Raw genomic sequence first — 14,561 nt, forward strand, 5'->3', positions numbered from 1 at the left:
TCTACATTCCCACTCACGTGCTAGGCGAACCCGAGCTCGTCCAACGCGGCCAGATAGTGCTCGCCGTCGAAGTCGGGTAGCAGCGCCGACTGCAGGATGTACCCCTGACACAGCCCGACGACGAGGGGCGCGACCGCCCGCGCACGATCGTCGGAGTCCTCGAAACCCTTCTGCGCGAACCAGACTCGCAGGTAGCGCTCGTACAGCCCCCGCAGTTCCACCACGACCGGAATCACCGTCGACGTCTCGCGCAGCTCTGCTGCCGCCGCCGCCCAGATCTGCACCAGGATGCTCGGGTTCCCGATGTCGCGTGTCATCCCCGCCAGGAACATGCGGATGACAGCCTGCGGCGGAGGCAACGGATCCTGCTTCTCCAGCCCGTCGAGGTCCTCGGACCGGCTCCTCAGGACATCACGCGTCACCTGCAGGATCAGCTCCTGCTTGTTCTTGAAGTAGCTGTAGATCGCGCCGGCCGACAACCCTGATTCGGCGATGATGTCCGCCATCGACGTGCCCTCGAACCCCGATCGCGCGAAGCACGTCATCGCCGCATCGATGATCTGACGTCGACGCTCGACGCGGTGGTCCTCGCTCACTTTGGGCACCGGGCCATATTAAAAACGAATGCTCGTTCTTGACAACTGGCCCCTGACGTCCCAGCATAAAAGAACGATTATTCGTTTTCTTTAGGAGTCGAACCATGAAGCTCACCACCTGGCCCCGCGCCGTCGCCGTCGCACTCGCCGGCTCGGCAGCCCTGGCCGTCGTCGTCCTCGCCTTCCTGTGGCCGTCCGTCACGTCGAAGCTCCACGAGATTCCTGTCGCTGTCGTCGGCGACTCACCCGCTGTGACCAGCCGATTGTCGGAGCAGTTCGACGTCACGACGGCGGCGAGCCGTGACGACGCTGTGCAGCGGATCGAATCGCGCGACGTGTACGGCGCAGTCGTTCTCGGCCCGACCCCGGAGGTTCTGACGGCCTCCGCCAACGGCGCGGTCGTCGGTCAGATGCTCACCGGAGTTGCGTCGGCGATGAATGCTCAGGTCACCGACGTCGTGCCGCTGGCGTCGACCGACGCGCGAGGCGCCGGCCTGTCGGCGATGGCGTTCCCGCTGGTGATCGGGGGCATCATCGGCGGTGTCGTCATCTCGATGACCACCAGGGGCGTTTGGCGACGGCTTCTCGCGACCGCGGTCTACGGCGTCGGCGCAGGCGTTGTCGTCGTGGCCATCACCCAGGGGTGGTTCGGCATCCTCCACGGACCCGTGCTTCTCGACGTGGCCGCGGCAGCCCTCGCGGTTCTGGCCGTCAGTGCCCCGATTGTCGGCCTGACGTCGATCATCGGGCCGGCGGGCATCGGCGTCGTCGCGGTACTGATGATGTTCGTCGGAAATCAGATCGCCGGCGCGACGCAACCCGCGCAGTTCCTGCCTGCGCCGTGGGGTGCCGTCGGACAGTTCTTGCCGCCGGGCGCCGGGTCGACACTGATGCGGACGCTGTCCTACTTTCCCGAGGCATCGACCGCTCAGGCGTGGTGGGTGCTGATCGCATGGGTCGCGCTGGGTGGCGTGTTCATGGCCGTCGGACACCGCACGACGACGGCCGCGACACGCGCGTCGATCGTGCGAGCAAGCTCGGTCGCCGAGCCGGAGCGTGTTGCACTGTAGGCACCGACCATCGAATGGAGGCCTTGGACGTGACGGACCCGGTACTGATCGAACGCAGCGACGACGTCGTCGTATGGACCTTGAACAATCCCGAAGCGCGGAACCCGATCTCGGAGATCGAGACGATCGACGCGCTCGAGGACGCCGTTCGGGACGTGAACGGCGACCCCAGTGTGCGAGTGGCGATTCTGACCGGCGCCGGGTCCGCGTTCTCGTCCGGAGGCAACGTCAAGCACATGCGAAACAAGGAAGGAATGTTCGGCGGCAGCCCGGCCGAACTGCGGCAGGGCTACCGTCACGGCATCCAGCGCATTCCGAAAGCGTTGTACCACTGCGAGATTCCGACCATCGCCGCCGTCAACGGTCCGGCCGTCGGGGCGGGGTGCGACCTGGCGCTGATGTGCGATCTGCGTATCGCGTCGACGACGGCGAAGTTCGCGGAGAGCTTCGTCAAGGTCGGCATCATTCCCGGCGACGGCGGTGCATGGCTGCTGCCGCGGGCCGTCGGCATGGCTCGGGCGAGCGAGATGGCGTTCACCGGTGAGGCGATCGACGCGTCGACGGCCCTCGAGTGGGGCATGGTGTCGCAGGTGGTCGACGCGGACGACTTGCTCCCCGCGGCGCACGCGCTGGCGGCACGTGTGGCCGTCAACCCACCGCAGGTGTTGCGGATGACGAAGAAACTCCTGCGCGAAGGTCAGCACCAGAGCCTCGAGTCGCTGCTGGAACTGTCCGCGGCGTATCAGGCGATCGCGCACACGACGTCGGACCACTCCGAAGCCGTGAACGCGATGCTGGACCGGCGGGAGCCGAGGTTCGAAGGCCGCTGACGCGCCTCGTGCGTGCGAATGTACAGCGGGCTGTACATTCGCACGCACGGGCTACGCGCTCATCGCCATTTCCGCGCGGAGTTGATTCATCGCCCGATGCTGGGCGACCCGCACCGCGCCCGCGCTCATTCCGAGCGCCCGACCGGTTTCGGGGGCCGTCAGTCCCCACACGACGCGCATCAGAACGATCTTGCGCAGTTTCGGGGCAAGTGTGTTCATCAACGCTGTGGCGTCGCTGTGCAATTCGGAATTCAGTGCGTGCTGTTCCGGACCGTCGTCGGTACTCGGTTCGTCGGTCACGAGTTCGAGTGAATACGCCCGTCGCAGAGCGGTTTTGCGGCCCGCGTCGGCCAGTTTGTGCGATGCGATGCCGTAGACGAAGGCCATGAACGGTTTGCCGTAATCACGATACGTCGGCACCGCCGTCACGAGCGCCAGACAGACTTCCTGCACCACGTCGTCCGCGGACACGTCGAGATTGCCGGAACGCGTTGTGCAGTAACGCTCGAGGTGTGGCCGCACCAGAGCGATCACGTCTCCCAATGCGTCCTTGTCACCGGCCACTGCCTGCGGCACGCGCGCCTCGAGTGTGTCCACGATGTCTACCACGGTCATCGCTCACGTCCTCCCTGCCGAACTCCCCTGTCGATGATTCGATACTGCGGCGATTCCGGTTTGGTCACTACCCACCCCAGGGTGAACAAGTGCACCCCGGGGGGTGATCTTTCGTCAGTCGTCGGGAGGGTTCGACGACGCGTGCAAGTCGACGACAGTAGTGGGACGTAACGCATTCAGCGGTACAGGCGAAACCCCGTACACACCACCGGACATCGGAGGACCCATGAGGCAGCGGACGCAGGGACGGAGCACAGTGGTCGCGGACGACGGCACAGCCCTTGCCGTCCGCGAATCGGGCGATCCGAATGCACCGATGACGGTGGTCTTCGTGCACGGTCACTGTCTCGCCAAGGAATCGTGGGCCGACGTTCAGGACGAGCTCGCCGCGACGTGGGGCGACGACATCCACATGGTCTCCTACGACCACCGCGGCCACGGCGCGTCCGGCAGCGCCGACGCATCCACGTACACGATCGAACAACTCGGCCGTGATCTCGCCGCCGTCGTCAGAACCACGGTTCCGACGGGCCGTTACGTGGTCGTCGGACATTCGATGGGCGGCATGACGGCCATGGCGTACGCGCGTCAGCAGCTCGGCGAACTCGGTGATCGGCTGGTCGGCGTCGGCCTCGTCGCCACCGCTGCATCGGGCCTGGCGGAGGACGGTCTCGGGGCTTATCTGGCACATCCGCTGGTGTCGATGTTCCAGTCCGCGGTGCGTCACGCACCGTCGGTCATGGGGCGTTCCAAGCGTCTCAGCAGGGGAATCTGCGCCCCGATCGTCCGGGCGGCAGGCTGCGGGTCCCGGCGCGTCAGCCCACGGGTCGTCGCGGTGGCTACCGCGATGCTGAACGACACGTCCGTGGTCACGATGGCCGCGTTCCTGAAGTCGCTGCACGATTTCGACGAGTCGAAGTCCATCGCCGCTCTGGCAGTCGTCCCGACATTCGTGCTCTGCGGGTCCGACGACGTCATGACCCCGATGCGGCATTCGGAGGCGATCTCGCGCCACCTCCCGGCAGCGCGCCTGGTCACCGTCGAGAAGGCCGGTCACATGGTCGTCCTCGAACGTGCACGCGAGGTTGCCGACGCGGTGGCGACGCTCGTCGAGCGCGCGATCGCCGATACCAGGACGCTAGAGATCGCGCTGTGAGATGACGCCGCTCTGCAGTGCGCGTTCGGCGAGTCGCACGCGCTTCTGATTCTGCGGAAGGTCCTCGACGCCGAACTTCGCGAACAACACTCGCAGGTGCGTTTTGACGGCGTCGACGCTGAGAAAGATCTCGGTCGCGATCTGCTGGTTCGACGACGGGTTGGCGAACGTCGCGTTGTGCTTGTACGGCCGGCACAGTGCGACGAGGACCGACCGTTGAGTGTCGGTGAGCGAGCGGGTGTTCGGCATCTCGGCGGCAATACGCGTCGCCTCGTCGCCGAGTCCGGAGAAGTCGTGGAACGTGAGCAACGAGCTGCCGATGCGGATGGTGTCGCCCTGACGCAGACTGCGTCGGCCCGTCAATCGATCTCCGTTGACGAATGTGCCGTTACGAGAAAGACCGTCGTCGACGACGGTCCAGTGCGTACCCATCCATTCGATGGCCGCGTGCAGACGCGATACCTCGTGATCCTCGGGAAACGCGATGTCGGCGTGTGGTGATCTACCGACGGTGAGGCGGCTGCGATCCGGCGACAGTGTCACCTCGTGCCGCTCGCCGCCCTTGCCCTCGTATTGGAGCCGCGGATCCTCGTGTTCGCCCCCACTCACCGCTACATCCTGCTCTCCCGGACTCGGTCAGAGCAAGACGTAGCGGCGATCGCTGGCTACTTCTTGGCAGGCGGCGCGTTCAGCAGGATGATGAACTGCTGCGCATTGGCGGCGACGGCACCGAGGCCACCGACAGCGGTTCCGGCGAGCGACGCCGTGGAGCCGAGCAGCAGTGCACCACCGATGCATCCGGCGATCGGACCTGCGCCGAACAACAGCGCCGCCGGTGCGGAGACGACGCCGGCGGCGACGGCACCGAGAAGGCATCCGCCGACGAGACCCGTTGCGGCACCGAGGAATCCACCGACGGAAGCCGTCAGACTCAGGTTGTCCTTGACGCCTGCGACGGCGGCAGGCAGGTCGACCTGCTGCAGACCGGGAAGCTGCGTCGACACGGGGGTGGCAGCGGCGGGGGTGACGTCGGCCGTCAGAACGGCGTGATTGCCGTCGATGTCCGCGGCGACGGGGTGAGCGAAGCCGTCGACGGCGAGGGACAGCGGCACGGAGTCGACCACGGCGCCGCTGGCGTCGCGGACGACCAGGTGATCGTCTTCGTTGCTGAGACTTCCGGCAGAAGTGTCGACGATGACCTGATTGCCGCTCTGCGTGACGTTCCACCCGACCGGCGCCGGAGCCGGAGCCGGGTCCGCGTAGGACGTTCCCATTGCGGTCGTCATGGCCGCGACGACCAATGCCGACGTGGCTGCGAATTTACCGATTCTCATGTTCCCCGTCTCCCGGTGAAAGTACGTACGCACCCGGTCGGGTGCGGCGCAAACGTACGGGGAGAACGGGGACCTGCACATGACCCGAACGCATCCACGGCAAGGCCGTCGCGTAAACAACGGTGCAGAGTCACATCAAAGGGACAGAACGGATTTGGAAACTTTCAACTAATGGTAACGGGGAGCCTACTATTTCCCACGCCGGACGTTCATCGGCCCTGGAACTTCGGAGCGCGTTTCTCCTTGCGTGCGCGTCGCGCTTCCTTCATGTCCTCGCTCGTCCACGCTGCCCCGAACGCTTCGAGCTGCTCCTGGGTGGCCTCCTCGTGCGTTCCGTCGTCGTTGAACACGAGCTTGAGGTGGCGAAGGGCGAGCGGGGCGAGCTCGGTGATCGACGCAGCCCACTCCTGCGCGTCGGCAAGGTCGCCACGCTTGTTCGCCAAACCGCTGTAGAAAGCGCGCTCGGCGTCGAGCCGCTCCCCTCCCATGAGGATCGTGCGCGCGGCACTCGACCCAGCCAGTGAGGCGAGTCGCTTGATCGTCCAGTTGTTGACGGCGATACCGAGGCGTGTCGACGGGATCTCGAAGTACGCACCGTCCGCGACGACGCGGAGGTCGCTGGCTATCGCCAACTGAGTGCCTGCGCCGACGGCCGGCCCGTTGACGGCCGCGACGATCGGGATCGGCGCGCCGTCGACCGACCGGAGCAGCAGTTCCAGTGCTCGCGGGAAGTCCGCGGCGAAATCGTCACCACTGAGGTCGGCGCCCGCACAGAAGCTGGAACCCTGCCCGGTGATGACGACGACCCGCGCGTCCGTCGCGACCGCGTCTTCGATGCCGGCCCGCAAGGCCGTGCACAGCTCGGTGTTCAGTGCATTGCGCCGCTCGGGACGCTGAAGTTCGAGGGTGACGACAGCGCCGTCCCGTGTCTGTCCGATCATGAGTGCAGACGTTACTCATGGGTACGAACGACTGCGCTCGACGGGCTGATCTACTGGGAACCGTGATCGAGACAGACGTGGTCGTCATCGGCGCCGGGCAGGCCGGCCTTTCCGCGGGATATCACCTGCGTCGGGCGGGCCTGGCGCCCGGCGACGGGTTCGTCGTGCTCGATCGATCCCCCGAACCCGGCGGCGCCTGGCAGTACCGCTGGCCGTCGTTGACGCTGAGCACGGTCAATCGCGTCCACGACCTCCCCGGCATGGAATTCGCGCACACACTGACCGGCGAGGCCCCCGACGGCGTCGTCGCCGCCGAAGCGGTGCCTCGGTACTACCGGATCTACGAAGAGAAGTTCGACCTGCAGGTACGACGGCCCGTCACCGTCACGGTCGTCTGCGACCGCGAACCGCGCTTCCGCGTCGAGGCCGGAGACGTCGTACTGTCGGCGCGCGGCCTGATCAACGCGACCGGCACGTGGGAGAAGCCGTTCATCCCCCGCTACCGCGGCGCCGAGACCTTCCGCGGACGACAGCTGCACACCAGGGACTACAGGACCGCCGACGAGTTCGCCGGCCAACACGTCATCGTCGTCGGCGGCGGAATCTCGGCGGTGCAACTGCTCGACGAGATCTCACTGGTCACCTCGACCACGTGGGTGACGCGTCGGGAACCCGAGTTTCGTGACAGCGACTTCGGCCCCGAAGCCGGACGTGCGGCCGTGGCGATGGTCGAGGAACGCGTGCGCGCAGGCCTGCCGCCGGGCTCGGTCGTCTCGGTGACGGGTCTGCTGCTGACCGACAGGTTGAAGGCAGCGCGCGATCGCGGAGTTCTGGTGCGGCGGCCGATGTTCACCTCGGTCGAGCCCGACGGCGTCCGGTGGGACGACGGATCCTTCGTGCGCGCCGACGTCATACTGTGGGCCACCGGATTCCGCAGTGCGCTCGACCATTTGGCGCCGCTGAGGTTGCGTGGTCACGGCGGCGGAATCGTCATGGACGGGCGGCTCGCCACCCGCGTCGCGAAGGATCACCGCGTGCATCTGCTCGGCTACGGGCCGTCGGCGAGCACGATCGGCGCGAACCGCGCGGGCAGAGCAGCGGTATCGGAGTTACTGGAGACCTTGGGTTGATTCTCGGGGGTCCGAACACCCCGCTCCGCGCAGGTTTCAGCAATTGCGCACGTTGCAACCTGCGCATTCGCTGGAAGGTGCGCGGCAGGAGATGTGCCACCCGCTCCGCGCAGGTTTCAACAGTTGCGCACGTTGCAACCTGCGCATTTACTGGAAGATGCGCGGTCGCAAGGGGTGCGGACGACACCTACTTACTTGACACCCTGAGTACCAGATAGAAATTTCGACCAAATCGCCCACTTCTGCACTCGGTGTCAGATACGTTTCTTCTCATGTCCTCCAATTCGGACATCCTGCCGCGAAACACACAGCGCCCCGGCGGGCCAATCGTTTTGCGCTCGTACTGTTTTCACCAACCGAACAAGGAAGTTCGACCATGGGAAAGCTCGACGGGAAAGTAGCACTCATCACCGGCGCGGCACGCGGACAAGGCCGCAGCCACGCCATCAGACTCGCCCAGGAGGGCGCCGACATCATCGCGGTCGACATCTGCAAGCAGATCGACACGGTCTTCTACCCGATGGCGACGTCGGAGGATCTGGCGCAGACGGTCAAGGAGGTCGAAGCCCTCGACCGTCGTATCGTCGCGAAGGAAGCCGACGTCCGTGACTACGACGCGCTGAAAGCCGTCGTCGACGGTGCGGTCGCCGAGCTCGGGCCGGTCGACATCATCCTCGCGAATGCGGGCATCGCACCGCAGGGCGCGGAAGCGGTGGACGAGACGAAGACGTTCCGCGACGTCGTCGAGGTCAATCTGTTCGGTGTGTGGAACACCGTCCAGGTCGGGGTGCCCAGCATGATCGAGAAGGGTCAGGGCGGTTCGATCGTTCTGACGAGTTCGACGCAGGGCCTGTCGGGCGCGGGTGGCAACGGCACCGGAGCAGGCGACGGCTATGCGGCGAGCAAGCACGCGGTCGTCGGACTCATGCGTACGTTCGCGAACTGGTTGGCGCAGTACTCCATTCGCGTCAACACGGTGCATCCCACCGGCGTCAACACGCCGATGGTCGACAACGACGTCATGCAGAAATGGTTGACGGAGAACCCCGAAGCAGCCGCGATGATCGGCAATCTGCTTCCCGTCCCCATGATCGAGGCGATCGACATCAGCAACGCGATCGCGTGGCTCGTATCCGACGACGCCCGCTACGTCACCGGAGTCACTCTGCCCGTCGACGCGGGCTTCACTGCGAAATAAGGGATTTCATCCATGGGAAAGCTCGACGGGAAAGTAGCGTTCATCACCGGCGCCGCCCGCGGACAAGGCCGCAGCCACGCCGTCAGACTCGCCCAGGAGGGCGCGGACATCATCGCGATCGACCTCTGCGAGCAGGTCGGAACCGTCGGGTTCCCGCTCGCCACCGAGGAGGATCTTGCACAGACGGTCAAGGAAGTCGAAGCGCTCGATCGTCGCATCGTCGCCACGAAAGCCGACGTCCGCGACACCGCGGCACTGAAGAAGGCCGTCGACGACGGCGTTGCAGAACTCGGCCGACTCGACATCGTCCTCGCCAACGCCGGGATCGCCAGCTTCGCGCCGGTCGACGAACTGACCGACGAGATGTGGGACGACATGATCGACATCAATCTCACCGGCGTGTTCAAGACGGTCCGTGCGGCGTTGCCACACTTGAAGGCCGGCGGACGCGGCGGTGCGATCGTGCTGACGTCGTCGACGGCGGGCATCAAGGGCCTGGGCAATCTCGCGCACTACGTCGCCGCGAAGCACGGTGTCGTCGGCCTGGTGAAGACGTTCGCAAACGAGTTCGCGCCGTACAACATTCGGGTCAACTCGGTGCATCCGACGTCGGTGAACACCGATATGATCCACAACGAACAGACGTACAAGACGTTTCTCCCCGACAACCCGAACCCGCAGAAGGACCACGCGGCCGAGGCGTTCAAGACGCTGAACGCCTTGCCGATCGAGTGGGTCGAACCTGTCGACATCTCCAACGCCATTGCATTTCTCGTCTCCGACGAGGGCCGGTACATCACCGGCGTCCAACTTCCCGTCGACGCAGGATCGGTGATCAAATGACCGGCAAACTCGAAGGCAAGGTCGCCTTCATCACTGGGGCAGCACGCAGCCAGGGCCGCAGCCACGCTCTCAGACTCGCCCAGGAAGGCGCGGACATCATCGCCGTCGACCTGTGCGGACCCGTCGACACCATCGAGATGTACCCGGCTGCAACGGAATCGGATCTCGAAGACACCGTGAAGCAGGTCGAGGCACTGGACCGTCGGATCGTCGCGACGAAAGCCGATGTGCGGGACAGCGCCGCGTTGAAGAAAGCCGTCGACGACGGGGTTGCCGAACTCGGCCGCCTCGACATCGTCCTCGGCAACGCGGGCGTGTTCGAGATCGCGCCCGCCCTCGACATCACCGACGACGCCTGGCAGAACATGATCGACGTCAACCTCACCGGCGTCTGGAACACGTGCAAGGTCGCACTCCCCCATCTCATCACCGGCGGCCGCGGAGGGTCGATCGTGCTGACGTCGTCGACCGCGGGTCTCAAAGGCACACCGAACACCGTGCACTACACCGCCACCAAGCACGGCGTCGTGGGCATCATGCGCACACTCGCGAACGAATTCGGCCAGCACAGCATTCGTGTCAACACCGTGCACCCGACCGGCGTCGACACGGTGATGATCCAGAACCGCAAGACGTGGGGACTGTTCGCACCCGACGATCCGAATCCGACCCGCGAGAAGGCAGAACCGATCTTCGCGACGACGAACACGCTGCCGATTCCGTGGGTCGAGCCGATCGACATCTCCAACGCCATTGCGTTCCTGGTGTCCGACGAGGCTCGATACATCACCGGCGCAACACTTCCCGTGGACGCCGGGTACACGATCAAATGACGTCGCTGATGTCGATCGCCGAGATTCGCCGCCGTATCGCGGCGAATCTCGTCGGTCGTGATTACGAACTGGATCTGGTGCTCGCCGCGGTAGCGGCCGGGCGAGACATGCTCATCGAAGGCCCGCCCGGCACCAGCAAGAGCACACTTCTCGGTGCGATCACCGCCGAGTGGGGCATTCCGCTGCTGTTCGTCGAGGGCAATGCGGACTTGACGCCTGCACGAATCGTCGGACACCACAACCCTGCTCGCGTTCTGCGGGAGGATTACAGCGAGGACAACTTCGTACCGGGTCCGCTCGTCGAGGCAATGCGCTCCGGCGGATTCCTGTACGTCGAGGAGTTCAACCGCGCGCCCGAGGACACGCTGAACACGCTCCTGACGGCGATGGCCGAGCGTCGGATCACGATCCCGCGCGTCGGGACGGTGCATGCGTTGCCCACGTTCCGCGTCATCGCGTCGATGAATCCGTACGACAACGTCGGGACGACGCGCCTGTCCACGAGCGTGCACGACCGCCTCTGCCGACTCGCGATCGACTATCAGGACGCCGAAGCGGAACGCGGAATCGTCGCACTCCGAACGGAATCCGACTCGCCACGACTGATCGCCGATGCCGTCGCGATCACCCGCGCGACCCGAGAACAGGACGACATCACGCAGGGCAGCAGTGTCCGCGGGGCGATCGACCTGACGCTCGTCGCGCAGCAGCTGGCCGATCTCCGATCGGTCGCGATACCCGTCGTCGCCGATATCGCGCCACCGCGCGACCTGCCGCAGGACTACCAGGCACTGATGCTCGACGCCGTCCTCGTGGCCCTGTCCGGCCGAATCCACGTCGACGAAACCGCCGGTGCGACACCGGAGACGATCCTGCGTCGACTCTGGGAGGACCACTTCGTCCTGAATCCTGCTGCGGCCGCGCCTGGTTGAAGAGCCGTCGAAGCCGATTCCCCGGTGCGCAGGCCGGGGAGCAGGACGACGCCCGGAACGCTGAAACCACTGCGCCGCAAGCCGAAACAACTCGACGAGTCCCCGTCGTTGTTCAAGCCCGGCGGCAGCGGCGCCGTCCTCGTCGTCGACGGCCGCAGCCGGGCAGGTAAGGCGACGGGTGAGAACAACCCGTCGGCGCCCGGTTTCACCGACGAGACGGCGGAGGTGATTCCGCTGCGCGACGCGACCGAGGAGGAGTCGTCGGCCGACGCGGCCACCCGTGCTCGGGCCCGTAAGATCGCTGCCCGTCTGGCGGTGCGACGGCCACGCCGCGACGCGCGGGCTCGGCGCGGCATCGGCGACTTGACGTCGTTGCGCTACCGCGGCGGGTCCGACGAGATCGACATGGATCGCACCCTCGACATCCTGGCGGCGAATCCGCTGCCCGAGGACGACGACATCGTCGTGCGGGAACGTCTGCACACCAAGCGCTCGATCGTGCTCGTCGTCGACATCTCCGGATCGATGAAGGGTGAGCGGGTCAGGACGGCCGCGGCGACCGTCGGCGCGTTGGCGGGCGAGCTGAACCAGGACAACCTGGCGGTCGTCGCATTCTGGTCCGACGCTGCCGTCCTCACGCGCTTCGGCGATCCGATGACGCCGCTCGGCATTCTCGACACGATTCTGCGAATTCCGGCTCAGGGACTCACCAACGTTCAGTTCGCCCTCGACACCGCGGCCGGACTACTGCGCGGGACGTCGTCGCGTGATGCGCGTGTCGTGCTGCTGTCCGACTGCGTCCACAACGCCGGACCCGACCCGCGGTACATCGCCGCGTCGATCCCGCGTCTCGACGTCCTGCTCGACACGTCCGGCGAGAACGACCTCGATCTGGGACGCGATCTGGCGCGCCTCGGGCACGGACGGATCCGCACGGTCCGCACGTACCGCGACGTCGGGCCCGCTCTGAGCGCGTTCTTCTGACACCGTTTCAGAAAGCTGCAAGAACCCTCCAAGTCGCTCCGGCCAGTGTGTGCACACCACACCCGAAGGAGCACCATCATGAGCACTCTGCTCGGAAGACTCGGCGCACTGTGCGCCGCACACCCTTGGCGAACGATCACGGTCTGGGTCGTACTGCTGGTGTCCACGCTCGCCGCTGCAGGCGCGTTCGGCGGCCAGATGCAGGACGACTATCACGTCGACGGACTCGAATCCGTCGCGGGCAGCGACCTGCTGGCCGAACGATTTCCGGACATGGCAGGAACCGACGCCCGCGTCGTCGTCCACGATCCCGACGGTCTCGACCAGGCCGATCTGGCCGGCCTCGGCAGTCGGCTCCGCGATCTCGACGGCGTCGGAACGGTAGCGCCCCCGCGGATGTCCTCGGACGGCGACACCGCGCTGATCGCCGTCCAGTACTCCGTTCCGGTGACCGACTTCGCCGGGACCGAGGGCATCGATGCACTGCGGACGGCGACGGCACCGCTCGAACGCGAGGGCGTGCAGGTCGAACTCGGCGGGCAGGTGGCCGAGAACATCAGCGCCCCGAGTGGCGTCGCCGAAGCAGTCGGCATCGTCGTCGCGCTGGCCATTCTGTTGGTGGCGTTCGGATCGGTCGTCGCGGCGGGGCTCCCGATCGCGGTGGCGATCGTCGGAGTCGGGATCGGAACGGGAATCATCGCGTTGCTGTCGGCCGTCACCGAGATCGGCCCCATGGCCCCGACGATCGCGACGATGGTCGGCATCGGCGTCGGCATCGATTACGCGTTGCTGCTCGTCACCCGTTTCGCCGACGGTCTTCGATCGGGCCTCTCCCGGACGGAGTCTGCAGCACAGGCCAATTCGACGGCAGGCGTCTCCGTCGTGTTCGCCGGTACGACGGTTCTGCTGTGCCTCCTCGGCCTGCGCCTCGCCGGCGTGCCCGTCTACGCGTCGATGGGGTATGCGACGCTGGCCGTCGTCGGCGCCGTGATGCTGACGTCGGTCACTCTGGTGCCTGCACTGTGCGCGCTTGCCGGCCCGCGCGTTCTGGGCAGAAAGGTGCGGACCACGGTGGGCCCGTCCCGAACCGAGCGGTGGGCACGCATGGTGTGTCGCAGACCAGTGGCGTGGGCAGTATCGGCACTGGTACTGATGGCTATCCTGGCCGCACCCGTGCTCGACATGCGACTGTGGCCGCAGAACGCGGGAACGCAGCCGACGTCGAACACCACGCGCGTCGCCTACGACCTGATCGACGCCGAATACGGTCCGGGCGCCAACGGGCCCTTCACGCTGGCCGTCGATCTGACAACGGTCGACATCGATTCCCTGACAAGGCGATTGGCCGACGAGCCGGGGATCGCCACGGTGATGCCGCCGATGGTCAACGCAGCGGGAGACACGGCGATCGTCGTGATCGAGCCGACGACGGGACCCGCCGACGAAGCGACCACCGAATTGCTCGACCGACTACGCTCCGACTTTGCAGGCGACGGCGTCGTCGTCACCGGTGTGACCCCGATCTTCGCGGACATCACCGACAAACTCGCCGACCGGATCTGGCTCGTCGTCGCGTTCGTCGTGGCTCTGTCGGTCGTGTTGCTGACCGCGGTGTTCCGTTCGATCGTCGTATCGCTGAAAGCCGCGGCGATGAACTTGCTGTCGGTGGCCGCGGCATACGGCGTCATGGTCGCGATCTTCCAATGGGGCTGGGGCACAGAATTGTTGGGGCTTCCGCACGCGGTACCGGTGTCGAGCTGGGTACCGATTCTGATGTTCACGATTCTGTTCGGGCTCTCGATGGACTACGAGGTGTTCCTGCTCTCACGCGTCCGTGAACTGTGGCTGCGCTCCGGCGACGCTCATACCTCGGTCGTCGACGGCGTCGCCTCGACCGGACGGGTCATCACCAGCGCGGCAGCGATCATGGTCGCGGTGTTCCTCGGCTTCGCGATGGACGCCAACGTGACGGTCAAGATGATGGGCGTCGGACTCGCGACGGCGGTGTTCCTCGACGCCACCGTGGTACGCATGGTGCTCGTCCCGGTGACGATGACGCTTCTGGGGCAATGGAATTGGTGGACACCCACGAGGCTGCG

Annotated in this window: 14 protein-coding genes and 1 pseudogene; 10 read left to right on the forward strand and 5 right to left on the reverse strand. The window is 65.9% G+C overall.

From position 1 onward, the window contains the following. Positions 1 to 20: 20 nt before the first annotated feature. Positions 21 to 605 (reverse strand): TetR/AcrR family transcriptional regulator, encoded by a 585-nt coding sequence (locus DK926_RS09720; RefSeq protein ID WP_114330239.1) that lies wholly within the window; start codon positions 603 to 605, stop codon positions 21 to 23. Positions 606 to 700: 95 nt separating this feature from the next. On the opposite strand from DK926_RS09720, the gene DK926_RS09725 reads away from it, so the two are divergent. Further along, positions 701 to 1,666, forward strand: coding sequence for a hypothetical protein (locus DK926_RS09725; protein WP_114330240.1), 966 nt, complete (start codon positions 701 to 703; stop codon positions 1,664 to 1,666). A 29-nt stretch (positions 1,667 to 1,695) separates the two neighbouring features. Beyond that, complete coding sequence (locus DK926_RS09730) at positions 1,696 to 2,496, forward strand: crotonase/enoyl-CoA hydratase family protein (protein WP_114330241.1); 801 nt, start codon at positions 1,696 to 1,698, stop codon at positions 2,494 to 2,496. 51 nt (positions 2,497 to 2,547) lie between these two features. Here DK926_RS09730 and shbA read toward each other — a convergent pair whose 3' ends face one another. Then, entirely contained in the window at positions 2,548 to 3,111 is a 564-nt protein-coding gene (gene shbA, locus DK926_RS09735; protein WP_114330242.1) for an RNA polymerase sigma factor ShbA, read from the reverse strand. Between the two features lie 226 nt (positions 3,112 to 3,337). On the opposite strand from shbA, the gene DK926_RS09740 reads away from it, so the two are divergent. Further along, positions 3,338 to 4,267 (forward strand): alpha/beta hydrolase, encoded by a 930-nt coding sequence (locus tag DK926_RS09740; protein ID WP_114330315.1) that lies wholly within the window; start codon positions 3,338 to 3,340, stop codon positions 4,265 to 4,267. Here the strand turns inward: DK926_RS09740 and DK926_RS09745 are convergent. From DK926_RS09745 to DK926_RS09755, 3 genes are all read right to left on the reverse strand, one after another. Then, a complete protein-coding gene (locus DK926_RS09745) occupies positions 4,250 to 4,876 on the reverse strand; it encodes an FHA domain-containing protein (RefSeq protein ID WP_068424629.1) in 627 nt (208 codons plus the stop codon). The genes DK926_RS09740 and DK926_RS09745 overlap by 18 nt on opposite strands. A gap of 56 nt (positions 4,877 to 4,932) precedes the next feature. Further along, entirely contained in the window at positions 4,933 to 5,601 is a 669-nt protein-coding gene (locus DK926_RS09750; RefSeq protein WP_114330243.1) for a hypothetical protein, read from the reverse strand. A 209-nt stretch (positions 5,602 to 5,810) separates the two neighbouring features. Then, positions 5,811 to 6,542 carry an enoyl-CoA hydratase gene (locus DK926_RS09755; protein ID WP_114330244.1) on the reverse strand — a complete coding sequence of 244 codons (732 nt, stop codon included), beginning with the start codon at positions 6,540 to 6,542 and terminating at the stop codon, positions 5,811 to 5,813. Between the two features lie 17 nt (positions 6,543 to 6,559). Here DK926_RS09755 and DK926_RS09760 point away from each other — a divergent pair, with 17 nt between their 5' ends. The 7 genes and pseudogenes from DK926_RS09760 to DK926_RS09790 all read left to right on the forward strand — a co-directional run. Then, a complete protein-coding gene (locus DK926_RS09760) occupies positions 6,560 to 7,672 on the forward strand; it encodes an NAD(P)-binding domain-containing protein (protein WP_114330245.1) in 1,113 nt (370 codons plus the stop codon). Positions 7,673 to 8,048: 376 nt separating this feature from the next. Further along, positions 8,049 to 8,870, forward strand: coding sequence for a mycofactocin-coupled SDR family oxidoreductase (locus DK926_RS09765; protein WP_114330246.1), 822 nt, complete (start codon positions 8,049 to 8,051; stop codon positions 8,868 to 8,870). A gap of 12 nt (positions 8,871 to 8,882) precedes the next feature. Then, positions 8,883 to 9,713: a mycofactocin-coupled SDR family oxidoreductase gene (locus DK926_RS09770; RefSeq protein WP_114330247.1), complete on the forward strand. Its 831-nt coding sequence runs from the start codon at positions 8,883 to 8,885 to the stop codon at positions 9,711 to 9,713. After that, the gene (locus tag DK926_RS09775) at positions 9,710 to 10,546 is read left to right on the forward strand and encodes a mycofactocin-coupled SDR family oxidoreductase (RefSeq protein ID WP_114330248.1); all 837 of its coding nucleotides are present in this window, start codon (positions 9,710 to 9,712) and stop codon (positions 10,544 to 10,546) included. The genes DK926_RS09770 and DK926_RS09775 overlap by 4 nt, the downstream gene beginning before the upstream one ends. Further along, entirely contained in the window at positions 10,543 to 11,478 is a 936-nt protein-coding gene (locus DK926_RS09780) for a MoxR family ATPase (RefSeq protein ID WP_114330249.1), read from the forward strand. The genes DK926_RS09775 and DK926_RS09780 overlap by 4 nt, the downstream gene beginning before the upstream one ends. Before the next feature lie 69 nt (positions 11,479 to 11,547). Beyond that, a complete protein-coding gene (locus tag DK926_RS09785) occupies positions 11,548 to 12,462 on the forward strand; it encodes a VWA domain-containing protein (RefSeq protein WP_114330316.1) in 915 nt (304 codons plus the stop codon). Between the two features lie 198 nt (positions 12,463 to 12,660). Next, positions 12,661 to 14,556 (forward strand): annotated as a pseudogene (locus DK926_RS09790) (MMPL family transporter); the annotation flags it as partial. Positions 14,557 to 14,561 lie beyond the last annotated feature (5 nt).

This window comes from Rhodococcus sp. Eu-32, from assembly GCF_003336925.1.
GTDB classification, from domain to species: Bacteria; Actinomycetota; Actinomycetes; order Mycobacteriales; family Mycobacteriaceae; genus Rhodococcoides; species Rhodococcoides kyotonensis_B.